Source organism: Streptomyces triculaminicus (assembly GCF_017349075.1).
GTDB classification, from domain to species: domain Bacteria; phylum Actinomycetota; class Actinomycetes; order Streptomycetales; family Streptomycetaceae; genus Streptomyces; species Streptomyces triculaminicus.
In genome coordinates, this window is the sequence record NZ_JAFMOF010000001.1 from 1,924,143 (window position 1) to 1,947,631 (window position 23,489).

24 protein-coding genes are annotated in these 23,489 nt (G+C 71.1%); 13 read left to right on the forward strand and 11 right to left on the reverse strand.

The genetic code is table 11. The features are described 5' to 3' along the window. The first annotated feature begins 76 nt into the window (after window positions 1–76). The 7 genes from J1792_RS09025 to J1792_RS09055 all read left to right on the forward strand — a co-directional run bounded on the left by J1792_RS09025 (window position 77) and on the right by J1792_RS09055 (window position 8,542). Window positions 77–502, forward strand: a complete 426-nt coding sequence (locus J1792_RS09025; RefSeq protein WP_307842926.1) for an SseB family protein — start codon at window positions 77–79, stop codon at window positions 500–502. Next, a complete protein-coding gene (locus J1792_RS09030) occupies window positions 499–1,068 on the forward strand; it encodes a hypothetical protein (protein ID WP_207246963.1) in 570 nt (189 codons plus the stop codon). The genes J1792_RS09025 and J1792_RS09030 overlap by 4 nt, the downstream gene beginning before the upstream one ends. After that, window positions 1,068–5,900 (forward strand): putative T7SS-secreted protein, encoded by a 4,833-nt coding sequence (locus J1792_RS09035; RefSeq protein WP_207246964.1) that lies wholly within the window; start codon window positions 1,068–1,070, stop codon window positions 5,898–5,900. Before J1792_RS09030 ends, J1792_RS09035 begins: the two co-directional genes overlap by 1 nt. A 2-nt stretch (window positions 5,901–5,902) precedes the next feature. Beyond that, window positions 5,903–6,220, forward strand: a complete 318-nt coding sequence (locus J1792_RS09040) for a hypothetical protein (protein WP_207246965.1) — start codon at window positions 5,903–5,905, stop codon at window positions 6,218–6,220. 91 nt (window positions 6,221–6,311) lie between these two features. Further along, window positions 6,312–6,779, forward strand: a complete 468-nt coding sequence (locus J1792_RS09045; RefSeq protein ID WP_207246966.1) for a hypothetical protein — start codon at window positions 6,312–6,314, stop codon at window positions 6,777–6,779. Beyond that, complete coding sequence (locus J1792_RS09050; RefSeq protein WP_207246967.1) at window positions 6,772–7,335, forward strand: GNAT family N-acetyltransferase; 564 nt, start codon at window positions 6,772–6,774, stop codon at window positions 7,333–7,335. Before J1792_RS09045 ends, J1792_RS09050 begins: the two co-directional genes overlap by 8 nt. Window positions 7,336–7,345: 10 nt before the next feature. Beyond that, complete coding sequence (locus J1792_RS09055; RefSeq protein WP_207246968.1) at window positions 7,346–8,542, forward strand: DUF1266 domain-containing protein; 1,197 nt, start codon at window positions 7,346–7,348, stop codon at window positions 8,540–8,542. A gap of 8 nt (window positions 8,543–8,550) precedes the next feature. Here the strand turns inward: J1792_RS09055 and J1792_RS09060 are convergent, their stop codons facing one another. Beyond that, window positions 8,551–9,384 carry an alpha/beta fold hydrolase gene (locus J1792_RS09060; protein ID WP_207246969.1) on the reverse strand — a complete coding sequence of 278 codons (834 nt, stop codon included), beginning with the start codon at window positions 9,382–9,384 and terminating at the stop codon, window positions 8,551–8,553. A gap of 138 nt (window positions 9,385–9,522) precedes the next feature. Between J1792_RS09060 and J1792_RS09065 the strand changes: the two genes are divergently transcribed. Next, a complete protein-coding gene (locus J1792_RS09065; protein ID WP_207246970.1) occupies window positions 9,523–10,383 on the forward strand; it encodes a helix-turn-helix transcriptional regulator in 861 nt (286 codons plus the stop codon). 184 nt (window positions 10,384–10,567) lie between these two features. Here J1792_RS09065 and J1792_RS09070 read toward each other — a convergent pair whose 3' ends face one another. The 4 genes from J1792_RS09070 to sigJ all read right to left on the reverse strand — a co-directional run bounded on the left by J1792_RS09070 (window position 10,568) and on the right by sigJ (window position 14,081). Continuing rightward, window positions 10,568–11,512, reverse strand: coding sequence for an SGNH/GDSL hydrolase family protein (locus J1792_RS09070; RefSeq protein ID WP_207246971.1), 945 nt, complete (start codon window positions 11,510–11,512; stop codon window positions 10,568–10,570). A gap of 171 nt (window positions 11,513–11,683) precedes the next feature. Then, window positions 11,684–12,328, reverse strand: a complete 645-nt coding sequence (locus tag J1792_RS09075; RefSeq protein ID WP_207246972.1) for a maleylpyruvate isomerase N-terminal domain-containing protein — start codon at window positions 12,326–12,328, stop codon at window positions 11,684–11,686. A gap of 42 nt (window positions 12,329–12,370) precedes the next feature. Beyond that, a complete protein-coding gene (locus J1792_RS09080) occupies window positions 12,371–13,165 on the reverse strand; it encodes an aminotransferase class IV (RefSeq protein ID WP_207246973.1) in 795 nt (264 codons plus the stop codon). Further along, window positions 13,158–14,081, reverse strand: a complete 924-nt coding sequence (sigJ, locus tag J1792_RS09085; RefSeq protein WP_207246974.1) for an RNA polymerase sigma factor SigJ — start codon at window positions 14,079–14,081, stop codon at window positions 13,158–13,160. The genes J1792_RS09080 and sigJ overlap by 8 nt, the downstream gene beginning before the upstream one ends. A 78-nt stretch (window positions 14,082–14,159) precedes the next feature. Between sigJ and J1792_RS09090 the strand changes: the two genes are divergently transcribed. Beyond that, a complete protein-coding gene (locus J1792_RS09090) occupies window positions 14,160–14,927 on the forward strand; it encodes an SDR family oxidoreductase (protein ID WP_086569822.1) in 768 nt (255 codons plus the stop codon). Window positions 14,928–14,938: 11 nt separating this feature from the next. Here J1792_RS09090 and J1792_RS35735 read toward each other — a convergent pair whose 3' ends face one another. Continuing rightward, window positions 14,939–15,190: a DUF6255 family natural product biosynthesis protein gene (locus J1792_RS35735; protein ID WP_086569820.1), complete on the reverse strand. Its 252-nt coding sequence runs from the start codon at window positions 15,188–15,190 to the stop codon at window positions 14,939–14,941. Further along, window positions 15,187–15,519 (reverse strand): hypothetical protein, encoded by a 333-nt coding sequence (locus J1792_RS09095; protein ID WP_207247132.1) that lies wholly within the window; start codon window positions 15,517–15,519, stop codon window positions 15,187–15,189. The genes J1792_RS35735 and J1792_RS09095 overlap by 4 nt, the downstream gene beginning before the upstream one ends. 117 nt (window positions 15,520–15,636) lie before the next feature. Between J1792_RS09095 and J1792_RS09100 the strand changes: the two genes are divergently transcribed. Both J1792_RS09100 and J1792_RS09105 read left to right on the forward strand, forming a co-directional pair. Beyond that, window positions 15,637–16,470 (forward strand): helix-turn-helix domain-containing protein, encoded by an 834-nt coding sequence (locus J1792_RS09100; protein WP_207246975.1) that lies wholly within the window; start codon window positions 15,637–15,639, stop codon window positions 16,468–16,470. Continuing rightward, window positions 16,460–16,741 carry a DUF397 domain-containing protein gene (locus J1792_RS09105; protein ID WP_207246976.1) on the forward strand — a complete coding sequence of 94 codons (282 nt, stop codon included), beginning with the start codon at window positions 16,460–16,462 and terminating at the stop codon, window positions 16,739–16,741. The genes J1792_RS09100 and J1792_RS09105 overlap by 11 nt, the downstream gene beginning before the upstream one ends. Before the next feature lie 3 nt (window positions 16,742–16,744). On the opposite strand, the gene J1792_RS09110 is transcribed toward J1792_RS09105, so the two are convergent. Beyond that, a complete protein-coding gene (locus tag J1792_RS09110; protein WP_207246977.1) occupies window positions 16,745–17,287 on the reverse strand; it encodes a hypothetical protein in 543 nt (180 codons plus the stop codon). 186 nt (window positions 17,288–17,473) lie between these two features. Here J1792_RS09110 and J1792_RS09115 point away from each other — a divergent pair, with 186 nt between their 5' ends. Both J1792_RS09115 and J1792_RS09120 read left to right on the forward strand, forming a co-directional pair. Beyond that, on the forward strand, window positions 17,474–19,012 hold the full coding sequence (locus J1792_RS09115) for an alpha/beta hydrolase (RefSeq protein WP_086574951.1): 1,539 nt from the start codon (window positions 17,474–17,476) through the stop codon (window positions 19,010–19,012). Between the two features lie 18 nt (window positions 19,013–19,030). Continuing rightward, window positions 19,031–19,618 carry a flavodoxin family protein gene (locus J1792_RS09120; RefSeq protein WP_086574953.1) on the forward strand — a complete coding sequence of 196 codons (588 nt, stop codon included), beginning with the start codon at window positions 19,031–19,033 and terminating at the stop codon, window positions 19,616–19,618. A gap of 27 nt (window positions 19,619–19,645) precedes the next feature. On the opposite strand, the gene J1792_RS09125 is transcribed toward J1792_RS09120, so the two are convergent. The 3 genes from J1792_RS09125 to J1792_RS09135 form a co-directional block, all read right to left on the reverse strand. After that, complete coding sequence (locus J1792_RS09125) at window positions 19,646–19,864, reverse strand: hypothetical protein (protein WP_086574955.1); 219 nt, start codon at window positions 19,862–19,864, stop codon at window positions 19,646–19,648. 31 nt (window positions 19,865–19,895) lie between these two features. After that, window positions 19,896–21,485, reverse strand: coding sequence for an acyl-CoA mutase large subunit family protein (locus J1792_RS09130; RefSeq protein WP_207246978.1), 1,590 nt, complete (start codon window positions 21,483–21,485; stop codon window positions 19,896–19,898). 1,337 nt (window positions 21,486–22,822) lie between these two features. Continuing rightward, window positions 22,823–23,470, reverse strand: a complete 648-nt coding sequence (locus J1792_RS09135) for an RNA polymerase sigma factor (protein ID WP_086575367.1) — start codon at window positions 23,468–23,470, stop codon at window positions 22,823–22,825. Between the last annotated feature and the right edge of the window lie 19 nt (window positions 23,471–23,489).

Below are 23,489 nucleotides of genomic sequence, written 5' to 3' on the forward strand. Positions count from 1 at the left end.
AGCCCCTGCCCGGCCAGGGCTGACCCGCACCCCTACCCCACCCCTTCCGAAGGCCAACCCGATGCCGCATGCCCTCTTGAGCGAGATCGACGCGATGTACGCACAACAGCCCAACCCAGCGGCGTTGCTGGGCGAGTTCCGCCGCACCGCGGTGCTGGTCCCCCTGGACGAGGCCGGCGGGCTGTGGTCCGTCGAGATGGACGGCATCCGCTGGGTGTGCGCGTTCACGGACGAGACGGCCCTGGCGAGGTTCGCGCTGGCGCATGGGCTGAGGGCCGACGCGTCGTGGGAGTACCGCTCGGTGCTGGGCGCGCGCCTGCTGGACGTAGTGGTTCCGGCGGTCGCCGGGCCCGCCGGTGTGGCGCTGAACGTGGGTGGCGAGCGCCCCGCGCTGTTCCCGCCCGTACGCGGAATCGTCCCGGACGAGGTGGCGCTGGACGCGCTGGACACCCCGACGAATCGTTTCGCCATCATCGCCACCAAGGAGAACGCACAGCCGTGAGCGACCACGGGGGCATACACGCCGGCAAGGACGCCCTGGACGGCGTCACCAAGGGCATCAACGCCGCGATCGGCGAACTCAAAGAACTCGGCACCGCCGGCTCCGCCGCCGTCGGCCGCGGCTTCGAGGACCTCGCGCTGTCCGGCATGGAGACGGGCCACGACGGCCTGACGGCCGCCTTCAAGACGTTCTGTGAGCGGTGGGAGTGGGGCGTGCGGGCGCTGGTGCACGACGGCAGCCAGTTCGCGGAGCGCGTGGGCCTGGCGGCGGGTTACTACCACGAGGGCGACCAGTACGTGAAGGACACGGTCAAGGTGGTCGCCAACGCGGCCTTCGGCAACCCGCACCTGACGGAGGAGCAGGTGGAGGGGATGCGCATGAAGGACGTACTGGCCGACAACCCGTACACGCAGGTCCGTGACGCCGACTACAGCAAGAAGTCGTTCGCGAAGGCGGCCGAGCACGCCGAGGAGACGTGGTCGCGGACGAAGGACGACGTGGGCAAGGCCCCGAACGCGGCGGGGCTGGCGGTCCGCCTGGGCAGCAAGATCGAGGACTACGGCTGATGGCTTCGAAGTGGGATGTCGGCAAGGTCTTCGACAAGGCCGGCGAGGCGGTCGAGGGGGCCGTCGACCAGGGCAAGAAGGCCGTCGGCAAGGTCGTCGACAAGGGCACGGACATCGCCGCCGACGGCCTGCACATGGTCGGCGCGGACGACGCGGCGGACTCGGTCGAGCACTGGGGCGACAAGACGGCCTCCAGCCTCGGCGCCCATGTCGGCGAGCACCGGCTGGGCGAGACCGATGACCCCAAGGAGCTCGTCCACGGCGACGCGAAGCAGATCAACGCCGCCGCCAAGCACCTGCGCAACTTCCACACCGCCTTCGACACGACCCACACGGCTCTTCTGAAGGTGCGCGCCACGGACGGCTGGAAGGGCGAGGGGGCCGACGCGTTCACGGCGAAGTTCGTGGAACAGCCGAAAAAGTGGGCCGAGGCGGCCGACGCGTGCGAGACGGCGGCCGGCGCGCTGGAGACGTACGCCCACACCGTCACCTGGGCCCAGGGCCAGGCGAAGGAGGCGATCCGCCTCTGGAAGCGCGGCAAGGACACGAACAAGAAGGCGGCCGAGGCGTACGACCGCCAGGCCGACGCCTACAAGGAGGCGGCGGCCGAGGCCGCCCGTAAGTGCCAGGTCCCCGGCCCGGCGCCCACCAAGCCGGACAACCCCGGCAAGGCGGACTTCAAGGAAGCCGAACGCATCCTCTCCGAGGCCCGCAAGCAGCGCGACACGGCGGCGGGCGAGGCGAAGACGAGGGTCGACGCGGCCGTCGCCAACGCCCCGCAGAAACCTTCCTTCAGTCACCGCATGATGGCCACCGGCGCCGACGTCCGCGACGGCGGCAAGATCGAGCTCCTCCACGCGGGCGGCGGCGTGGTCCGCTCGGTGACGGACATGGCGAGGACGGCCCGCAGCGTCAGCCCCTTCGACCCCTACAACCTCTCCCACCCCGCGGAGTACCTGACCGGCGTCAACAACATGGCCGCGGGCACGCTCTCCCTCGCCTCCCACCCCGAGCGCGTCCCCACCACCCTCCTCGGCACCGGCTGGGGCAAGGACCCCTCCGAAGCCGGCGGCCGCCTCTTCGGCAACGTCGTCGCGACCGTCGTGACCGGCGGCGCCAGTGCGGGCGCGGCGGCCGGCGAACGCACGGCCATAGCGGGCGCCCGCCGCGGAGCCATGGAGGGAGCCGAGGGCGCGGCGGCGAAGTCCGCGCCGAAGGAGAAGCCGCCGACGCCGGCGCGGGAGAAGGTCACCGAGGACCCGAACGACCTCACACGCAGCAAAGAGAACAAGGTCTGCGAACAGGACCCTGTCGATGTGGCGACCGGCCGTATGCTGCTGCCGCAAACGGACGTCACACTTCCAGGCTCACTCCCCCTCGTCTTCTCCCGCCACTTCGAATCCTCCTACCGCTCGGGCGTCTGGTTCGGCCCCACCTGGGCGAGCACCGCGGACCAGCGCCTGGAGATCGACTCCGAAGGCGTCATCTTCGTCGGCGAGGACGGCGTCCTGCTGTCCTACCCTCACCCGGCCCCGGGCGTGCCGACCATGCCGGCCGTGGGCAGGCGCTGGCCGCTGTCGGTCGATGCCGACGGCACGTACACGGTCAGCGACTCCGCCGGCGGCCGGAGCTGGCACTTCCGCCCATACGATGCCGGACTCGCGCTGCTCGAGGAGCTCACCGACCGCAACGGCCACCGCATCAGCTTCCTGTACGCGGCGGACGGCACCCCCACCGACATCGTCCACGACGCGGGCTACCACCTGCGCGTCTCCACGGACACCGGCCGCATCACGGCCCTGCACCTGGCCGGCGCGGGACCGGACGGCGCGGACCTCGAGCTGGTGCGTTACGGCTACACGGACGGCCACCTGTCGGAGATCACGAATTCCTCGGGCGATCCGCTCCGCTTCGGCTACGACGATCAGGGCCGGATCACCTCGTGGACCGACCGCAACGGCAGCCACTTCGACTACGTCTACGACGAACGCGACCGCTGCGTGGCGCAGTCGGGCGCGGCGGGCCACCTGCAGTCGACCTTCGACTACGACGAGACGGACCGGGAGACCGGCCTCCGCGTCACCGCCATCACCGACTCGCTCGGGCACACCAAGCGCTTCGTGATGGACGACGCGCTGCACGTGGTGGCCGTGATCGCGCCGAACGGCGCGACGACCCGCTCCACCTGGGGCAGGTACAACCGGCTGCTCTCCCGCACCGACGCCCTCGGCCGCACCACCGCCCTCCGCCACGACGACGACGGCCGCCTGGTCGCGGTGGTCCGCCCCGACGGCCGGGAGGCGCGGGCGTCCTACGACGCCGCGGTGGGGCTCCCGGACACGGTGACGGATCCGGACGGATCCGTGTGGCGCCAGACGTACGACGCGGCGGGCAATCGCACGTCCGTCACCGACCCGACGGGCGCGGTGACCCGCTTCACGTACGACGCACTCGGCCACCCGGCCGCCGTCACCGACGCCGTCGGCAACACGACCCGACTCCGCTGCAACGCGGCCGGGCTCGTGGTCGAGGTGACCGACCCCCTGGGCGGCGTCACCAGCTACCGGCGCGACGCACTCGGCCGCGTGAAGGCCATCGTCGATCCGCTCGGCGCTACGACCCGCATGTGGTGGTCGGTGGAAGGGCGCCTCCTCCGCCGCGTCGGCCCGGACGGTGCCGAGCAGTCCTGGACGTACGACGGCGAGGGCAACTGCCTCACCCACACCGACGCGGTGGGCGGCGTCACGACGTACGAGTACACCCACTTCGACCTGCTCACCGCGCAGACCGGCCCCGACGGCGTGCGACACGAGTTCACCCACGACACGGAGTTGCGGCTCACCCAGGTCACGAACCCGCAAGGCCTGACGTGGGACTACACGTATGACGCACTCGGCCGCCTGCTCGAGGAAACCGACTTCGACGACCGACGGCTGACGTACGCCCACGACGCGGCCGGTCGGCTGGTCGCCCGTACGAACGCCCTGGGCCAGACCACCACCTACGAGCACGACGTGCTCGGGCGGGTGGTGGCCAAGGACGCGGACGGCGAGGTGACGACGTACGCACACGACGTCGCCGGCCGCCTGCTGGAGGCAGTGGGTCCGGACGCGACGCTGGTCTACGGCCACGACCGTCTGGGCCGGGTGAAGTCCGAGACGACGAACGGCAGAACGCTGACGTTCGCCTACGACGGCTTGGGCCGGAGAACCCGCCGCGTCACGCCGATCGGCGCCACCAGCACCTGGACGTACGACGCGGCGAGCCGGCGCACGACGCACACGGCCTCAGGCCACACGTTCGACCTGGAACGCGACGCGGTCGGCCGTGAGGTCGCACGCCACTTCGGCGACAACATCACGCTGCGGCACGCGTGGGACGACGCGGGCCGTCTGACGAGCCAATCTCTGGTTACGGATGCCACCCCGCTCCAGAACCGGTCCTTCACCTACCGCCGCGACGGCTACCTGACGTCCGTCGACGACCGCACCTTCGACCTCGACCCGGCCGGCAGGGTCACGGCGGTGAACGCCCCCGGATGGCAGGAACGCTACGCCTACGACGAGGCGGGCAACCAGACCCACGCCACCTGGCCCACCACCCACCCGGGCCAGGAAGCCCAGGGCCCCCGCGAGTACACGGGCACCCGCATCACCCGCGCCGGCACCATCCGCTACGAACACGACGCGCAGGGCCGCGTCATCCTGCGCCAGAAGACCCGCCTGTCGCGCAAGCCGGACACCTGGCGGTACGAATGGGACGCGGAGGACCGCCTCCGCTCGGTGGTGACGCCGGACGGCACGCGGTGGCGGTACCTGTACGACCCGCTGGGCCGCCGCATAGCCAAACAACGTCTGACGCCGGGCGGCGAGGTCGCGGAACAAACCGACTTCACCTGGGACGGCCCGACCCTCACCGAACAGACCACGGTCTCGGCCGACCTCCCCCACCCCGTCACCCTCACCTGGGACCACGACGGCCTCCGCCCGGTCGCCCAGACGGAACGAATATCCGCGGCGGACGCCTCACAACGCGAGATAGACAGCCGCTTCTTCGCGATCGTCACCGACCTCGTCGGCACCCCGACCGAGCTGGTGGACGAGACGGGCGAGATCGCCTGGCGCACCCGCACCACCCTCTGGGGCACCACCACCTGGCCCAAGGACAGCACGGCCTACACCCCCCTCCGTTTCCCCGGCCAATACTTCGACCCCGAAACGGCCCTCCACTACAACTTCCACCGCCACTACGACCCGGAGACGGCGAGGTACACCTCCCCCGACCCGCTGGGCTTGGCCCCAGCGCCCAACCCGGCGGCGTACGTTCATAACCCGCATACGTGGGCGGACCCGCTGGGGCTGGCTCCCTGTAAGAGCTCGGTCCTCGATCGCTTGAAGTCCCTGTTCAATCGCGGAGGCAATGAAGCGGGCGGAGTGGTACCCGAGCAGGGTACTGCGCGTCCTCCGCTAGCGTTGGAGCCGAGCAATCCAGGAATTGGGGATGTCGCGGAACTTCACGGCCCCTTCCATCGACGGGGCTCAGCAACACAGACTCCCGATGTCACACAACAAGTGATCGATTCAGGGCAGCTGTGGGGACGCGAGTCTCGCTGGGGTGGGGAACCGATGGTTCAGGCTCACCGAGGCCCGATCCCTGACACTGCCAAACCAGGAAGTTTTGAATTTTACACAACCGTGGAACCAAAACCCATGAGAAACACGCCTGGCGACTATGCGGCATGGGAACTTGGGCAGCAGCCCGGCGTGCAGCACATTCACAGCAATGGCGAAGACTTCGGCGCGATCCCGGTATTCGTGACAGAGATAAGGTAACAATGAGACGAATCGACGCTTCCAAGTTTCGCGGGAAGCCGCAGAACTACGTAGCGGAGCTAAGCGCCACCACGGAGGAGCTTGAGGGCCTGTGGGGGCCGAACGAAATAACGTGGGACGACCTGGGGCCGTGGTTTACCTTTGCCTTCGCCCTGAATGATGGCATTCTTGCCGCGCTGGTGCGAGAGGTCGAGAATGCACCAAACCCCGGCTACATTTTGACTGCCATCGGGGAGAGTCCGCTTGCTGAAATCCTTGAGGCGTTTCTCAGAGAGTCAGGATTCGACGCTGGGCGTGTACAACGGCGAGGATTTGAATGACATCAGGAGGCGTCAATGGCAGCAGAATGCCTGTACCTCCTGAAAGGCCCAGGCCTCAAGGAACAGGTATCGGTTTTGGCAGGATGACCGCATGCTCATCCTGGCTCTGACGCTCCTGCTCGCCGCTCCCGTGCTCGGCATCGCCGTGCTGGTCAAAGCCGTGCGCGTGCTCGTCGCGCGGCGGTTTACGCGGCGAGTTGGGGCTCGGGCGTGGATCGAAGGGGCCTGGTGGTGGGTGGGTGGGGCCGTGCTGGCGTACAGCGTCGGGGCGTGGGGCGTGCTGCTGGGCGATGCGCCTGACTGGTGTCCCACCGTGAGGTTCTACGGCGACCCCGAGCTGTCGGATCACGCGCGGATCGAGCAGAGTGCGTTTCCGCTTTCCACGCGGTGCGTGTCCGATGTGCACACCACCGTCGAAATAGTGCCGGGCTTCGTCAATCCGGCCATCGCCGTCTGCCTCGTCGGAGCCGTCGCCTTCGCCGCTGTGGCCGGCGTGAAGCAGTGGCGGAAATCCGGTGGCAGTGAGGGCTCCGTCGCGGCAAACTCCGCACGTGCGTGAATCAGTTGAAGTGTCGGGGTTGGTGTTGCGGCCGTGGGGGGCCGAGGGGGATGTGGACGCCGTCCTCGAGGCGTATGCCGAGCCGTTGATGCGGTGGCAGGCGCCTCAGCCCGTCGACTCCGTCGAGGACGCACGGCAGTGGGTCCGGTCGCGGGTCGAGCAGTGGGAGGAAGGGAGCGCCTTCTCCTTTGCCGTCGTCGATGAGCACGGCGGCGGCGCCGTGCTCGGCAACGTCGCCGTCAGCGCGGTCGACCGGCGGCATTCCACCGGGTGGGTCTCGTACTGGATCACCCGCACCGCACGCGGGCGCGGCGTCGCCACCCATGCCTGCCGGGCCGTCGCCCGCTGGGCGTTCGACGATCTGGGGCTGTTCCGGCTCGAGCTGGGGCACCGGGTGAACAACCCGGCCTCGTGCCACGTCGCGACCGCCGCCGGCTTCGCCACCGAGGGCGTTCAGCGGCAGAGGCTTCTCTACGACAGCGTGCGCTACGACGTCGAGTCGCACGCCCGGCTGGCCACGGACCAGGACCCGGACCCGGAACCCCCCGCACCGTAAAGTTCCGATCATGGGGATACCGGGACAGGTGCCGCCGCCGTGGCAGGCGCCGAGCGAGGTCGAGCGGAAGCTGTACGAGGCGAAGGTGCGGGGCGACTGGGCCGCATATTTCGATGTTCTCGCCGAGGCGGATCTCTTCCACGCGATCTCCCGGCAGTACGTGGACGACAACCCGGGAAGGGTCGTCTCCCGCACGTACTGGGAACCCCGCATGGGCGTCGAATGCTATGCGTACCTCACCCAGGGCATGCTTCCCGCTCCGGTGGAGGACCCGGTCTTCTTTCTCGAGCGTCTCTCGGACGCCGCCCGGCACTGGCCCCGGCCTGACGCGTGGCTCGCCGTCAATCCGGGGACGCCCTGCGAGGCGTTCTTCCCGGCCACTCCCGCTCATCGGGCCGTATGGGAGGAGCACGCCCGCAAGGCACCGGAGGATCCGCCCCGGTCTCTGCGTACGTTGTGGGTGGGCGGCCCGCTGCAGGGCCCCGTCGCGCATGGGCTCGCCTGCGGCGCGTTCCTGATGGTGAACAACAACGAGTTGTGGAACGCGGTGGCCCACCACGGGAGCGGCTACGGAACCGAGCGCCGCAGCCTTGAGCGGTGGTGGGGCGTCACGAGCCGCGCCAAGTGGCTGGAGTATGTGGAAGATCTGCTGCAGGGCCGCATGGTGAGCTCGACGTGGGAATTCGTACTGAGGGTGCGGCGGTCCATCGCCCGTGAGTACGGAGGTCCCGTCGAGGTCGCCCACTGGCGCGAGATCACCGAGCGCGTCCTGCGGCACAACGCCGTGGAATCGGGTGCCGAGCCCGGCGATCCGAGCATTGCCGCGGAAGTCGGCCGCCTCCAGCAGCTCATCGGCCGCATCACGCGCTACGAAGCCCGGTTCCGCGCCGACGGGTTGCTCGCCGACGGGAAGTTCGTCCGATCGGTCCTCTCCTGGGACTACGGGCGAGCCTCCGCCATGGCCCGCTGGGGAGTGGCGGCGCGCTTCGGTAGCGTGGCCGAGGCCGAAGCGGCGGTCGTCCGGGCCGGCCGGGTCAGTCAGGCGACCTACAACTCCTGGCACGACTTCGCCGCCGGCTACGCGCTGGGCCGCTGCCTCCACTTCGACGAGGAGGAGTTCGGCAACTGGTACCAGGGGGTTCTCGAGGCTTACCGCCTGCTCGTCACCGACCCGCAGAGCCCCTGGCTCAACATCCCCTGGAAGTAGCCGCGCCGTCACATCGCCAGCGCGGCAGCAGCATCAGCATCGGCATCGCCGTCGATGAAGTCCGTCACCAGCTTCACGAACGTGTCCTCCTGCTCGAAGAGCATCACGTGCCCCGCGTCGATCTCCGCGTACGTGCTGTGCGTGATCGCGGCGTGGAGGGCGCGGCTGTGCTCTACGGGGACGGTGATGTCCTGGGTGCCGCCGAGGACGAGGGTGGGGGCTTCGATGCGGGGCAGCAGGTGGCGGATGTCGACCTGCAGGTCGTAGGCGACGTGGCGCAGGGTGCCGGTCGTGGGCGGCATGTTGGGGATCAGGGCCTCGAACGCGTCGCGGCCGATGGCGTTGAGGAAGCCGCGGCTGAAGCCGGTCATGGCCACGGCGCGGCCGAAGGAGGCGGGGTCGGTGGTGCCGAGGTTCTGCCAGAGGGTGAAGAGGCTGCGCAGGTACTCGTCGCTGTCGGTGTGGGCCCAGCCGGCCGTGAGGATGAGGCGGCGTACGAGGTCGGGGCGCAGGGCGGCCACGGTGGCGGTGACGGTGGCGCCCATGGAGAAGCCGAGCAGGTCGACCGGTCCGTCGGCCGCTTCCTCGATGACCGCGATGACCTGGGCGGCGAGCCCTTCGGAGGTCAACGGGCGGCCGTCGTCGACGGTGGCGTCCGTGCCCGACAGGTCGGGGGTGATCACGGTGCGGTGTCCGGCGAACCGGGGCGCGGTCTGTCCCCAGTTCACAGCGGCGCCCGACGATCCGGTGCCGTGGACCAGGACGAGCGCGGGGCCGGTGCCGGTGCCGGTGCCGGTCTTCTCGTAGTGGACCTGTGCGCCGTCGACGGTGATGGTGGCCATGGAACGCTCCCTGCCTCAAGTCGCCGGGGCCCTGTGCTCCGGCCCGACTCACTCTGCCGCCGTGGCGACGGGGCCGGGAGAGACCTCTTCAGCCTGGGATCGGGAGTCCCTGGTTGAGCCGTCGGCGCGTGCTGCAGGATGATCAGCATGACGATCGACCGTGCCGCGCTCTCCGACTTCCTGCGCCGTTCCCGTGACCGTGTGCGCCCGCAGGACGTGGGCCTTCCCGTCGGCCCGCGGCGGCGCACGCCGGGGCTTCGCCGCGAGGAGGTCGCCCAGCTCGCCGGGATGTCGGCCGACTACTACATCCGTCTCGAGCAGGGCCGGGGCCCGCAGCCGTCGCCGGAGATGCTCGCCGCGCTGGCCCGCGCCCTGCGCCTGTCCGACGACGAGCGCGACCACCTCCACCTCCTCGCCGGCCGGCGCCCGCCCGCCGGTCGTACGTCCGGCGATCACGTCAGCCCGGGGCTGCTGCACCTCCTGGACCAGCTGCCCGCCACCCCGGCCCAGATCGTCGGCGACCTCGGTGACGTCCTGGCCCAGAACGCCATGGCCGAGGCGCTGCTCGGCGGGGTGTGCACGGTGTCGGAGCACGGCCGCAACATCATCTGGCGCTGGTTCACCGACTCCGCCCAGCGCGCCGCCTACCCTGCCGACGAGCACGACTACTACAGCCGCCTGCACGTCGCCGACCTACGGGCGTCCTTCGGGCGGCGGGCGGGCGACCCCGCGGCGACGCGTCTGGTGGAGCGGCTGAAGGGGGCCAGCGAGGAGTTCGGCACCCTGTGGGAGCTGCACGAGGTCGCCGTACGCCGGGCTACGCGCATGCGGGTGCTGCACCCGCTGATCGGCCCGGTCGATCTCGACTGCCAGGCGCTGCTCGCGCCGGAGGGAGATCAGCGGGTGATCCTCTACACCCCGCCCGTCGGCAGCGACACGGCCGAGCGCCTCGCGCTGCTCAAGGTCGTGGGCACCGGCCAGTTCGAAACGGTGGGGTGACCCGGGCCCAGGCGCCCCGGCCGCCCCCACCGCGTACGCATCACCGGTTACCGCGACAGTCACCGTGATGCGGGGCTACATCAGCTCTCGTCGTATGGCGGCTCCTCCGTGATTACCCCCCGGACAACGGTTGTCAAGAGGACTTGCCGGAGAAGGGGGTAGATAGGCCTCTATGTCGACATATTCATACCTTTGGGGCAGCCAGGGTCTGCTTCACGGCCTCGGCCATCCCCGCCTCGCCGTTCGCGTTGGGGTGGAAGGGCCAGGCGGGGCGCTCGGCCCGCGGGTACATGCCCTCGACCCAGCGCTCGGCGAACGGCCGGCAGGCGTTGTGATCGACGGACGGCGTGTAGGTGTCGACGTAGGTCGCACGGGCCAGCTGCGCCTCGCGGCTCAGCATGGTGTTGAGGCTGCGCATCGTGGCCCGCAGGTACGGAATGTCCCCTACGGGCATCCGCAAGGATGCCTTGCAGCCCTCCGCGTCCTCGGCCTTCTCCGAGAGGATCGCCGGGAACCCGACAACGATCACGTGCGCTTTGGGGGACCGCTTGCGGATCTCCCCGAGGACGGCGGCCACCTTGGGGGCGGTCTCGAGGATGCGTTCGGCGAGCTGGTCGGTGCCGCCCTTCGTGTAGCGCTGCTCGCAGGGGTTGCCGTCCGGGATCGGCTTGGGCACCGCGTACGTACACGCCCTGACGACCTCGCCGAAGCCGATGTCGTTGCCGCCGATGCCGATCGAGACCAGCGTGGTGTCCGACTTGAGCGCCGCGAGCTGTTCCGGTTTGCCGGTGCCGGGCTGCGGGCGCCACATGTCGTCGGTCTTGGCGCCGCCGCAGCTGACGTCCCGGAAGTCGGCCGGGCTCAGCCGGCGGGCGGTGAGGGAGGGGTAGTTGCGGTTGGAGCGTCCACACGCGGCGTCGATCTGGACGGGAATGAGCGAGCCGGCGGTGAAGGAGTCGCCAAGGGCGACATAGTGCTCCGCCCGTGGCTTCGGGGCCGTGTGGGGCGCGGTATTCGCGGCGGTCGCGGGCGCGAGGGCGCCCGCGACAAGGGCCGCTGCGGCACCACACGCGGCGATGGCTAATCGGGCTCTGCGCCGGCCGGCCGGAGCGCTGGCGGTACGGGGCATGTCTGCCTCCTCGTATGCGAACTCCTGGGCGAAGTTCGGGTCGCCAGACTCGAAGGCGGCGAGACCGGCCGTCAATCGACATCCCCACATTTCCCGCACATGTGACCGGATGCCGGGCTCTCGAGGTCCAGTTGCCCGTACTTGACGGCTTCAAGACCGTTGCGCGGATGCCTAGCGCAGCACCGGCAAGGGAGAGCGCGCCGAGCGCCCGGTCGCCGCCTCGATGAAGTCGACCGGAGGGGCCACCTCCGCCAGCAGCCGGGCCGTGTCGCCGAGCGCCTGCGGCGGTACGAGCGGGGGCCGGCCCAGCGCCCGCTGTACGTCCAGCAGGTGCACCGTGGCCTCCAGCAGCACCAACCGCACCGCCTCCACCAGCTCGACCACCACCCCCGTACCGCCCCAGGGCACGACCCGGGTCGCCTCCGCCGCGCGCAGGCGCCGCACCGCGCCGGGCCCGCGCACGGCGAAACGTTCGACCAGCTCCCCCCGCCCGGCCTCCGCCGCCCCCGAGACCGCCCGGTCCGCGACCGCCTCAGCCGCCGCGTACGCCAGTCCACCCGGGGCGTTGAACCGCCGGAGCGCCTCCACGGCCGTCACCGGCTCCTCAAGAGAAGAGGACATGGACGGCGGCAGCGGGCCGTCCATGTCCCTCGGGAACGTCGAGTGGTGCGCGTACACGGCGGCCACGTCCCACCCCGGACAGCGGGTCGCCGCCGTCCACTGCTCCTCGGTCAGATCCGTGCCCAGTTCGGCCCAGACCCGCCACGTCCGTTCAAGAGCGTCCAGCCTGTCGCGATACACGACGACGTCGTCCATGCGCCGACTGTCCCACAACGCGACGAACCCGCACCAGACCGGTCAGATCGCATCCCACCCCGCCGCCGCGTGCAGCCGCATCACCTCATCGACAAGGCCCCCGTCCACCGGAAACCGCACCTCATCGATCTGCGAAACCGCCGCGACACCGATCGAATTGCAGACGAACGCCCTCTCGAAACGCCCGACCTCGTCCAGCCGCACCGGCTGCCGCCGCCACGCCACACCCGCCCGATCCAGCTCCCGCCGCAGCACCAGCATGGCGATGCCGTCCAGCGCGGGCGCGTCGGGCCAGACCACCGTGTCGCCCTCGACGAAGCCCACGTTGGTGATCGCGCCCTCGGTCACCTCGCCGCCCGGCCCCACCAGCAGCGCCTCGTCGAACCCCTCGGCCCGCACCCGTCGCAGGTAGTACACCTGGCCGAACGACCCGACGTGCTTCAGGTGCGCCAGCGGCCGTACGTACGGCACGCTGCGCAGCCGCTGCGGCGCCCCGGGGCCCGCGAGAGGGGGCCGTACGACCACCGTCGTGGTCGGGCCGGCGTCGAGGCCGCCCATGGCGTGGACGTAGACGCGTACGTCCGCGTCGGCGACCCCCGCCCCGCCCAGCGCCCGCCGGACGCTGTCGCGTACGCCCCCGCCGTCCATTCCCTCCCCGAACATCTCGCGCGTCGCCGCGTCGAGCCGCTCGAGGTGGAAGTCCAGGCCGCGTACCCGGCCCTCCCTGACCTGCATGGCCGTCATGTGGCCGTAGCTGCCCATCAGCGCGGACAGCAGCGGCCCGGCGTCGACGGCCCGGCCGTCCACCTCGACGTACGGAACGGAAAGATCACGCATCGCCCTGCACCTGCCCTTCACCCTGACCCTGCACCCGGTCGAGAACCGTCAGGTCGAGCAGAGCCAGCCGGTCGGGGTCGACGAGTACGTCGATGGCGACGACCTTCCCGTCCACCACGGTGAAGGCCATGACGGACCACCGCCACGCGCCGTCGGCGACGACGACTCCGGCCGCCCCGTTGATGAGCGCCGGTCGTATGTACGGGGTGAGCTGTCCGAAGGTGACCGCCTGGCCCGCCACGGTCCGTGCGCCCTGCAGCACCACGGACAGCCCGGAGCGCGCGGTGCCGCCGTCGGCGCGCAGCACGACGTCGGGGTCGAGTACGGCCACGAGCGCATCGAAGTCGCCGTCGTGGGCGGCGGCGAAGAAGGCGTTCACGGCTTCGCGCTGGCGGCCGAGGTCGGGGTCGGGAGCCGGGGCCTGCCCCTGCACCCGGCGGCGGGCGCGGCTCGCGAGCTGCCTCGTCGCGGCCGGGGTCCGATCGAGCAGCGGGGCGATGTCGTCGAAGGGCACGGCGAACATGTCGTGCAGGACGAACGCGAGCCGCTCGGCCGGCGTCAGCATCTCGAGCACCACCATCATGGCCAACCCGACCGAGTCGGCCATCAACATCTCCTGCTCGGGGTCGATCCCGGACTCGTGACTGATCACGGGGTCGGGTACGTACACCTCGAGCGGGTCCTCGCGCCGCTGCGCGCGCGAGCGCAGCATGTTCAGGCAGACGCGTCCGGCCACCGTGGTCAGCCAGGCAGCGAGGTTCTCGATGCTGTCGGCGTCCGTCCGGCTGAGGCGCAGCCACGTCTCCTGGACGGCGTCATCGGCCTCGTTCACCGAGCCGAGCATCCGGTAGGCCACCGCCCGCAGACGCGGCCGGTGCTCCTCGAATCGCTCCGCCGGAAAAGTTTTCTCCCCCACCTGTCACATTCCTTTCGCACGCCGGGTCATGACAGCAGAAGCTCGAAAACTAACCGACGCGAACGGAAGTGCGAAGTCATGGCCTCGTCAACGATCCTGGTCACCGGTGGTACGGGCACGCTCGGGCGCCTCGTCGTGCCGCTCCTGCGGGAAGCCGGCCGCGACGTACGCGTCCTCAGCCGGCACGGCGGCACGCCCTCCGGCGACGGCATCACGTACGTCACCGCCGATCTGCTCAAGGACGAGGGCATCGAGCCCGCGCTCGACGGAGTCGAGACCGTCCTGCACCTCGCCGGCGGCCCCAAGGGCGACGACGAAGCCACCCGCAACCTGGTCCGGGCCGCACAGCGCGCCGATGTGAAGCACCTCGTCTACATCTCGGTCATCGGGGCGGACAAGGTGCCGCTGGGCTACTTCAAGGCCAAGCTGGGCGCGGAACAGGCCGTGGCCGGCTCCGGGCTGCCGTGGACGACGCTGCGGGCCGCTCAGTTCCACGACCTGGTCCTGAAGGTCGTGGGCACGATGACGAAGATGCCCGTCGTACCCGTCCCCGGCGGCCTCCGCTTCCAGCCGGTCGACGCACGCGAGGTCGCCGCCCGGCTGGTGGAGCTGACCCTCGGCGAGCCCGCCGGGCTCGTACCCGACCTCGCCGGCCCCACGGTGTACGGCCTGGCCGACCTGAGCCGCGGCTACCTGCGGGCACGCGGCAAGAGCCGCCCGATGCTGCCGGTCCGGATGCCGGGAAAGGCCGGCCGCGCGTACCGGGCCGGCGAGAACCTCTCCCTGGAGACGGCCGTCACGGGTCACCGCACCTGGGAGGACTTCCTGGCCGAGCGGGTCGCCTAGGGTTTCGGGCGCTACCTCGCCAACTCCGCCTCCTTGAGCCCCCACCGGATGCCGCGTGGCAGGCGGCACGCGATGTAGCTCGCCGCGCTACGGTCCGCCGCGCGGCGGGCGGCACGGCTCGGCTTCCTCGGCTCGGGCAGCCCCGGGGGCCGAAGGGCCCCGTAGTCCGCGAAGCGGCGCGTACCGCACCGCTGGCAGGTCCACACACCGTCCTGGCCTTGCGTCCACCCGGCGGTGTGCGGGCAGTCGATACCGGTCCTCATCCCGCGTGCGCCTCTCGTGCGTGACGCCGCACCGCGACCGTCGCCGCCACCGCGCTTTGCGTGCCCCCGCCGTCGACGGCCCGCCGCTGCGCGGCCCGCAGCGACACGCACTCCTCGCACCCCAACGCGGCCGCCACCCGCTCCTCCCGCGTCGCCAGCCGCAACGCCGTCGGCGGCACCTCCCATTCCCGACCACCATCCGGACGCCGCACCTGCACCCGCGGCCCCATGGTTCCCATGACTTGCGCGAGCGCTCCGCTGCGCGTGTCGATCACATACGTCCCCTCGCGATACGTCATCGCCTCCGACGGGGTGGTGTCGTCGTACACAGCAGGTCCCTTCGGGGTTCGTTCTTCACGGACTGCGTCCGAATGCTCGCCGTGCGCAGCTACGCTCCGGAAGGGGGTCCAGCTCTCCAACGCCACCGTCAAGAAGTGGAGTTAGCCATGGCCAAAGACCTGGGCGCACAAGGCCCGTCCATCGCCAGGCAGGCCTACGGCGAGGAGCTACGGCTACGGCGCGAGGCCGCCGACCACACGCAGCAGTCGCTCGCCGACGCCGTCGTCTGCTCGCCGTCGCTGATCGCCCACATCGAGGCCGGGCGGCGCAAGCCGCGCGTCGAGGACGCGAGGCGGTTGGACAACGAGCTGGGTACGGACGGCTTCTTCGAACGGTTCCTGCCGACGCTCGACATCGGACGGTTCGCCACGTACTTCGCGCAGGTCGTGGAACTGGAGGCCCTGGCCAGCTGCATTCAGGGGTACGGAGCCGCCCTGGTTCCCGGCGTACTGCAGGTCGAGCCCTACGCCCGGGCCATCTTCCGGTCCGGAACCGCCAACACCTCGGCAGCGGATGTTGACAGGCGCGTCGTCAAGCGCCTCGAGCGCGCACGAATCCTCGATGGCACCGATGGCCCTGTGCTGTGGGCGCTGCTGGATGAGGGTGTGCTGCGGAGGGTGGTCGGCGGACCGGCCGTGATGGCCGCCCAGCTACGCCATATCGCCATGCTGGCAAGCATCGGCCGTGTCCGGGTTCACGTGCTTCCCTTCAGTTCTGGCGCACACGCGCTCGCCGAGAGCATGGTGTCCCTGATGAAGTTCGACGAGGCCCCACCGCTGGCGTACGTTGAGGGGCTAAGGACCGGGCACCTGCACGACGATCCGGCGACGGTCGCCCAGTGCCAGGCCTCGTACGACCTCGCGCTGGGGGACGCGCTGTCGGCCCGGGCATCGCTGGACCTGATCACTTCAGTGGCAGAGGAGTACGAACATGCGCTGTGAGCACCACATATCGCCTGAGTGGCGCAAGTCGAGCTACAGCGGTCACGGCGACGACCAAGGCGGCAGCAGCTGCATCGAAGTTCTGGCCGCTTGGCGCAAGTCGAGTTACAGCTCTGCCGGGGACGACGACGGCAGCGACAACTGCCTCGAGGTCAACGACGCCGCCCCCACCCTCGTCCGCGTCCGCGACTCCAAGCGGCGGCAGCGCCCCGGCCCCGTCTTGACGGTCCCCTCGTCAAGCTGGGCCGCCTTCCTCCGCACCCTGCGGTAGCCGTCAGGCCTCGTACCGCTTCGCGATCTCCCGCAGCCGCTCCCTTTCGCGCCCTGCCATGTACAGATGGCCCAGGTCGAGGGCCATCAGGGCGCGCCCGGAGATGTAGTGGACGTCGAGGCGGTCGAACATGGTCAGGTTCGGGGTGTTGAAGAGGAGCCGTCGCCGCGTGTACTCGATGGACCCCCTGAGCACGTCCCGGTCGCCTCGCTGCTTCGTCGACAGACGGCTCCGCAGCTCGTCCTTCACGTAGTCGCGGACCTGGGCGTCCGCCTCGTGGGCGCGTGGGGCGGCCGGGTAGTGGGGGTGGTCGGCCCATTCGGCCGCCTCGTCCTCCAGATCCTCCAGGCATCGCCGCGCCACGTCGAGGCTGTCGTCCTCGAGGGACTCCCGCACGATCTCGAGCTTGTGGGTCAGCGTTTTCCGCGCCACGGCGTCGGTGCTGTATCGCGGTCGCGACGCCAGGAAGCTTGCGAGCACCTCGGCCCGCTGGTTCACCTCGCTGCGCTCCCAGGTCTTCTCCATCAGGCGGCAGATTCGCGCCAAGTCGTCACCGTTCCCTCGTGTGCATCCTCCGGCCCGCTGACCGGCGGCCCCGCACCCTACCCCGGCCCCACCCACGCTGGCCTGCGGATTTATCGCGCACCCCGACACCTCCCCGGGGCTACCCCCTCCGCCCCTAGGTGGATCTCCGGATGGTCACGGGCGTCGCACTCAACCACCATGGAACGCATGGCACTTACGAAGCGCTCAGCACTCTTACTGACCCTCTCCTCCGCCGCCGTCGCCGCCACTCTGGCCGCCCCGGCCCAGGCGGCCCAGGGGCCGGCCACCGCCCCCTCACTCACCTGGAAGCCCTGCTCGGCGGGCTCGGCCGGCTCGGCCACGGAGTGCGCCACGCTGCCCGTCCCGTTGGACTACCGCAAGCCGACCGGCCCGCAGATCAACGTCGCCGTGTCCCGCCTGCGCAGCGACCGGCCCACCGCCCGGCGCGGCACGCTGCTGGTCATTCCCGGCGGGCCCGGCGGCTCGGGGAACGCCAAGCTCGCGGCCGTGGGTGAGGAGCTGCGGAAGGAGACGCGCGGGGCGTACGACATCGTCTCGCTCGATCCGCGTGGTGTGGGCGACAGCACGCGGGCCGACTGCAAGCTGGGCGAGGACGACCTCGAGTCCGCCGGCCTGCGGCCCTGGCCGGGGCCGGACGGTGACATAAGCGCCAGCGTCACCCGGTCCCGGCGCATCGCCGAGTCGTGCGTGCGCAACGGCGGGGAGGTGATCCGGTCGTTCTCCACGGCCAACGAGGTGCGGGACATCGACCGCTTCCGGCAGGCGCTCGGCGAGGACAAGCTGTCGGCGTGGGGGACGTCGTACGGGACGTACGTAGGGGCGGTGTACGCGCAGAAGTACCCGAAGCACACCGACCGCTGGGTGCTCGACAGCAGTGGCGACCCGGATCCGAGCCGGGCCGAGCGCGGGTGGCTGGCGAACATGTCGGGGGCGGCGGACGACCGGTTCCCGGACTTCGCCAAGTGGGCGGCCGACCCCGGGCTCGCCAAGGAGCACAGGGTCGCCGAGCGGGCCGGGGACGTACGGCCGCTGTTCCTCTCGCTCGCGGAGAAGCTCGACCGCGTGCCCGCGCGGTCGGCGGACGGCAAGCCGCAGCTCACCGGCAACCGGCTGCGCGCGGAGATGCAGCAGTCGCTCTACAGCGACAGGAGCTTCGACCGGCTGGCCGCGCTGATCGTCAAGGCCCGGGACGCCGGCGACAAGCCCGTGCCCTACGAGCCGGGGCTCATATCGTCGGCCGACGCCGCCGTGAGCGTCGGCGTCATCTGCAACGACGTGCGCTGGCCGGGTTCGATACCGGACTACGCCCGTGCCGTGAAGGCCGACCGGGCCAGGCATCCGCTGACCAACGGCATGCCGGTGGGTGTCATGCCGTGCGCGTTCTGGCCGGACGGGCCCGCCGACAAGCCGACCCGCATCACCTCCGACGGGCCGTCGAACGTCCTCATGGTGCAGTACCTGCGCGACCCCGCGACCCCGCACCGTGGGGCGCTGAAGATGCGCGAGGCCTTCGGCGACCGGGCCCGCATGGTGAGCGTCGACGCCGGTGGGCACGGCGTCTACCTCGGCAGCGGAGATCTCGTCGACAGCGGCGACAAGCGCGCCAACGCCTGCGCCGACCGCGCAGTGACCACCTTCCTCACCACCGGCCGCCGACCCGCGTCGGACGGCCTGTGCACCGCAGCCGGAATGAAAGCGAAGTGATCACGGTTATGGCCGGTCATGACGGACACGATCAATCCCGAACAGCACTCCACAGAGCGGAAGTTCCTCTTCCTCCTCGGTAGCTCCCGCACCGGCGGCAACACCGAGAAGCTCGCCCGCAAGGCCGCCGCCCAGCTCCCCGCCGACGTGGAGCAGCAGTGGCTGCGGCTGCGCGACATGCCCCTGCCCGACTTCGACGACCTGCGGCACACCGGCGACCGCACCCGCCCGCTTCCCACCGGCGACGAGAAGCTGCTGCTGGACGCCACCCTCGAGGCCACCGACCTCGTCATCGCGTCGCCGCTCTACTGGTACACCGTGTCCGCCGACACCAAGGTCTACCTGGACTACTGGGCGGGCTGGCTGCACCTGCGCGAGCAGGTGCGGTTCAAGGAGCGGATGGCCGGCAAGAAGCTCTGGGGCATCACGGTGATCAGCGACGAGGACCCCGCCAACGCCGACCCGCTGCTCGGCACGCTGCGCCTCACCGCCGACTACATGGGCATGGAGTGGGCCGGCGGGCTGGTCGGTCACGGCAACCGCCCGGACGACATCGACGCGGACACCGCGACGCTCACCGCCGCGAAGACCTTCTTTGCCGCGTAGGCGCCCAGAGGAGCAGAAGGGCGTGTGTCAGAAGAGCTGCTGCTGTCCGTCCATCGGCGGCTCTTCCGGGTCGAACAGCCGGGGTTCCGTGGCCAGCAGCGGCGCCGAGCGGCGTGAGCCGGGGCAGGAGACCAGCTCGTACGAGAACGCGGGGCGGCGGCCCGGGGGGTCGTGGCGTGCGAAGCGTCCGCCGACGACGGCGATCTCTCGGGTGCATACGGGGCAGGTGCGGCGGGGTGAGGACATACCTTCCAGTGTCCCCCAGCCCGGGGGCGGGTCAGAACGCCTCCGTCGGTACGTACGAACCCCACACCTCCCGCAGCGCCCCGCACACCTCCCCCACCGTGGCCCGTGCCCGCAGCGCGTCCTTCATCGGGTACAGGACGTTGGCCGAGGTTCCCTCGGCGGCCTTCCTCAGCTCGGTGAGCGCCGCCTCGACCGCCCGCGCGTCCCGCTCCGAGCGCAGCCGGGCCAGCCGTTCCCGCTGCCGGGTCTCGATCTCCGGGTCCACGCGGAGCGGTTCGTAGGGCTCCTCCTCCGCCAGCTGGAAGCGGTTGACGCCGACGACGACCCGTTCGCCGGCGTCCGTCTCCTGGGCGATCCGGTAGGCGTTGCGCTCGATCTCGGCCTTCTGGAAGCCGTGTTCGATCGCCGCCACCGCGCCGCCCAGGTCCTCGACCCGGCGCATCAGGTCGACGGCGGCCTCCTCGACGAGGTCCGTCAGCGACTCGACGGCGTAGGAGCCGGCGAAGGGGTCGACGGTCGCCGGTACGTCCGTCTCGTAGGCGAGCACCTGCTGGGTGCGCAGCGCGAGCCGGGCCGCCTTGTCCGTGGGCAGCGCGATGGCCTCGTCGAAGGAGTTGGTGTGCAGCGACTGGGTGCCGCCCAGCACGGCCGCCAGGCCCTGCACGGCGACGCGCACGAGGTTCACCTCGGGCTGCTGCGCGGTGAGCTGTACGCCCGCCGTCTGGGTGTGGAAGCGCAGCATCATCGACTTCGGGTCCCGTGCCCCGAACTCCTCGCGCATCACCCGCGCCCAGATCCGCCGGGCCGCGCGGAACTTGGCGACCTCCTCCAGCAGCGTCGTCCGCGCGACGAAGAAGAAGGAGAGTCTGGGTGCGAAGTCGTCGACCTCCATGCCGGCGGCGACGGCCGTACGGACGTACTCGATGCCGTCGGCGAGGGTGAAGGCGATCTCCTGCGCGGGCGAGGCGCCGGCCTCGGCCATGTGGTAGCCGGAGATGGAGATGGTGTTCCAGCGGGGGATCTCGGCCCGGCAGTAGCGGAAGATGTCGGCGGTCAGCCTCAGCGAGGGCTGGGGCGGGAAGATGTACGTGCCGCGGGCGATGTACTCCTTCAGCACGTCGTTCTGGATGGTGCCCGTGAGCCGCTCGGCCGGCACCCCCTGTTCCTCGGCCACCAGCTGGTAGAGCAACAGCAGCAGCGCCGCCGGGGCGTTGATGGTCATGGAGGTGGAGACCTCGCCGAGCGGGATGCCGTCGAAGAGCACCCGCATGTCCTCGATCGAGTCGATCGCGACGCCGACCTTGCCGACCTCGCCGCTCGCGATCGGCGCGTCGGAGTCGTGGCCCATCTGGGTGGGCAGGTCGAAGGCCACGGACAGGCCGTGGGTGCCGTGTTCGATGAGGCGGCGGTAGCGGGCGTTGGACTCGGCGGCCGTGCCGAAGCCGGCGTACTGGCGCATGGTCCAGGGGCGGCCGGTGTACATCGTGGGGTACACGCCGCGGGTGTAGGGGTAGGCGCCCGGATCGCCGAGCCTGTCGGCGGGATCCCACCCGGCCAGGGCGTCGGGGCCGTAGACGGGCTCGATGGGCGGTCCGGACTCGGTCGGCCGGGGCTTGGTCATGGGATGCCTCCCGCGCGCTCCGTTGCGGAAACTCCGCTTGGGACTGTAGCGGTGCGCGGGGGCGAGGAGTGGGGGGCGCGGGCAGAGCCGGGGGAAAGAGCTCCGCCCGCGCCGATGCGCGGAGCCGACGGTATGGGGGGAACTCCGGCTCCTGCGCAGCCGATGACCAGTCGGCTCACTTCTTACAGCGCCGTGCCCCCGGAAAACGTCACACCCGGTGCGGGCAGGGGCTCCAGGAGGCTGGTGTGGGGCTGGCTGCGGGTGCGCGGAGGACGCGGAACGACCTGGTCGCCGCTGCCGCCCGAGGAGCCGTCGTCCGCTTCGTCGCCGTCGATGACGCTCAGCAGCCGCTCGCAGTACGCACGGATCGCCGCGGCGCCGCCGGCGCTGCGCTCGAGGGTGCGTACGCCCTCCTCGTCGAGGCCCGAGCCGCTGCCGCTCCGCTTTCCGTTCGTCAGGAACTCGCGGCACAGGCGGGCGGCCCAGGTCTGTCCGGTCTGGCCGCTCTGCCCGTCGTCCTTGTTCCCGTCGTCCTTGCCGGCGTCGCCGCCGGGCGGGGTGGCCGAGGGGGAGCGGCCCGGCCCGGTCTCCCTGCCTCCGGGGCGGGGGGGCGCCCTTGCCGGGGGTGCCGGAGGCGGACGGCTCGGAGCCGGCGCCCGAGTGCTTGCCCCCGGTCCGGCCGGGCGAGGGGGTGGCGCCCGGAGCGGTGGTGCCGGGGCCGACGGTCGCGGTGCCGGAACCCTCGGCGGCCGCCACGCTGCGGTCGGAGCCGGGCGACTTGGCGGCGCGGCCGAAGGGGCTGGGCAGCACGCCCGTACCGGCGGCCACCGCGACGCCGCCCACCGCGCAGCCGGCCAGCGTCAGCGCGAGGACGGTCTTCAGGGGTCGGTCGAGGAAGGAACGGAGGGCGGAGAACGGTCTGGCGCGTCGGACCGCGGCGGGTGCGACGGGCGCGGCGGCGGAGGCGCGGGCCGCGCGGAACGCCGCGACCGCCGCCTCCTCGCCGGGAAGCGGGGCGTCGGCGGCCACGGAGGGCACGGCGAGGGAACGCAGCGCCGCCTCGAGCCGCTCGGCCACGATCCCGGCGTCGGCAGCCGTGCCGGCGGTGGCGGCATCGGTCACATCGGCTCCGCCGACGTTCGTCCCGGCCGCGCTCGTCACGCCCGTCGTGTCGGCGGTGCCCATCGCGCCCGCAGCGTTCGTCGTGTCCGTCGTGTCCGTCGTCAGAATCTTCGCGTTCTTCGCGTTCTTCTCGTCGCGACCCGCGACGAAATCGCCGCGCAGCAGCCGCTCCACGGCGTCGTCATCCAGCCAGTCGTACCGGTGGTCGTCCGCCATCACATGTCCTTCTGCGTCCGCGCGCGCAATTGCGTCACACCGGCAGAAGCGTTCGGTCCGCTCGCGCCTGTGGGTGACTGCCGCTGTCCGGGGGTGGTGTCGCCGCCGACCAGTTCGGCCAGTCGGCGCAGGCCGCGGTGGGCGGCGGTGCGCACCGCGCCGGGGCGTTTGCCCAGCACACCGGCGGCGCTCTTGGCGTCGAGTCCGACGACCACGCGCAGGACGACGGCCTCGGCCTGGTCCTGCGGGAGCTGGCCGATGAGGGCGAAGGTCCGCCCGGTGCCGAGGGCCTCGAGGGCCTCCCCGGCGGTGTCCGCGTCGGCGGCCCGGCCGGCGAGTTCGCTCTCGTCGCCGCCGATGGCCGGCCGCCGGCCGCGCATCCGTATGTGGTCGAGCGCGCGGTTGCGGGCGATGCGGGCCGCCCAGCCGCGGAACCGGTCGGCGTCGCCGGTGAACCGCTCGAGGTCGCGGGCTATCTGCAGCCACGCCTCCGAGGCCACGTCCTCCGCGTCCGCCTCGCCGACCAGCGTGCGTACGTATCCGAGGAGTCGGGGATGCACGGCCCGGTAGACCGTACGGAATGCCGTCTCGTCCCCACCCTGCGCCGCGCGCACCGCGACGGTCAGCTCAGCGTCGTCCCCCTGCACGCTCTCATCCTGCACCACG

What these genes read in the sequence shown, in the direction of transcription:
- J1792_RS35735 (WP_086569820.1), bottom strand. Translation starts at nt 15,190, where the DNA reads ATGAGGACCGGTATCGACTGCCCGCACACCGCCGGGTGGACGCAAGGC.
- J1792_RS09035 (WP_207246964.1), top strand. Translation starts at nt 1,068, where the DNA reads ATGGCTTCGAAGTGGGATGTCGGCAAGGTCTTCGACAAGGCCGGCGAG.
- J1792_RS09115 (WP_086574951.1), top strand. Translation starts at nt 17,474, where the DNA reads ATGGCACTTACGAAGCGCTCAGCACTCTTACTGACCCTCTCCTCCGCC.
- J1792_RS09080 (WP_207246973.1), bottom strand. Translation starts at nt 13,165, where the DNA reads ATGCGTGATCTTTCCGTTCCGTACGTCGAGGTGGACGGCCGGGCCGTC.
- J1792_RS09075 (WP_207246972.1), bottom strand. Translation starts at nt 12,328, where the DNA reads ATGGACGACGTCGTCGTGTATCGCGACAGGCTGGACGCTCTTGAACGG.
- J1792_RS09090 (WP_086569822.1), top strand. Translation starts at nt 14,160, where the DNA reads ATGGCCTCGTCAACGATCCTGGTCACCGGTGGTACGGGCACGCTCGGG.
- J1792_RS09130 (WP_207246978.1), bottom strand. Translation starts at nt 21,485, where the DNA reads ATGACCAAGCCCCGGCCGACCGAGTCCGGACCGCCCATCGAGCCCGTC.
- J1792_RS09065 (WP_207246970.1), top strand. Translation starts at nt 9,523, where the DNA reads ATGATCAGCATGACGATCGACCGTGCCGCGCTCTCCGACTTCCTGCGC.
- J1792_RS09120 (WP_086574953.1), top strand. Translation starts at nt 19,031, where the DNA reads ATGACGGACACGATCAATCCCGAACAGCACTCCACAGAGCGGAAGTTC.
- J1792_RS09070 (WP_207246971.1), bottom strand. Translation starts at nt 11,512, where the DNA reads ATGCCCCGTACCGCCAGCGCTCCGGCCGGCCGGCGCAGAGCCCGATTA.
- J1792_RS09100 (WP_207246975.1), top strand. Translation starts at nt 15,637, where the DNA reads ATGGCCAAAGACCTGGGCGCACAAGGCCCGTCCATCGCCAGGCAGGCC.
- J1792_RS09125 (WP_086574955.1), bottom strand. Translation starts at nt 19,864, where the DNA reads ATGTCCTCACCCCGCCGCACCTGCCCCGTATGCACCCGAGAGATCGCC.
- J1792_RS09040 (WP_207246965.1), top strand. Translation starts at nt 5,903, where the DNA reads ATGAGACGAATCGACGCTTCCAAGTTTCGCGGGAAGCCGCAGAACTAC.
- J1792_RS09045 (WP_207246966.1), top strand. Translation starts at nt 6,312, where the DNA reads ATGCTCATCCTGGCTCTGACGCTCCTGCTCGCCGCTCCCGTGCTCGGC.
- J1792_RS09055 (WP_207246968.1), top strand. Translation starts at nt 7,346, where the DNA reads ATGGGGATACCGGGACAGGTGCCGCCGCCGTGGCAGGCGCCGAGCGAG.
- J1792_RS09060 (WP_207246969.1), bottom strand. Translation starts at nt 9,384, where the DNA reads ATGGCCACCATCACCGTCGACGGCGCACAGGTCCACTACGAGAAGACC.
- J1792_RS09105 (WP_207246976.1), top strand. Translation starts at nt 16,460, where the DNA reads ATGCGCTGTGAGCACCACATATCGCCTGAGTGGCGCAAGTCGAGCTAC.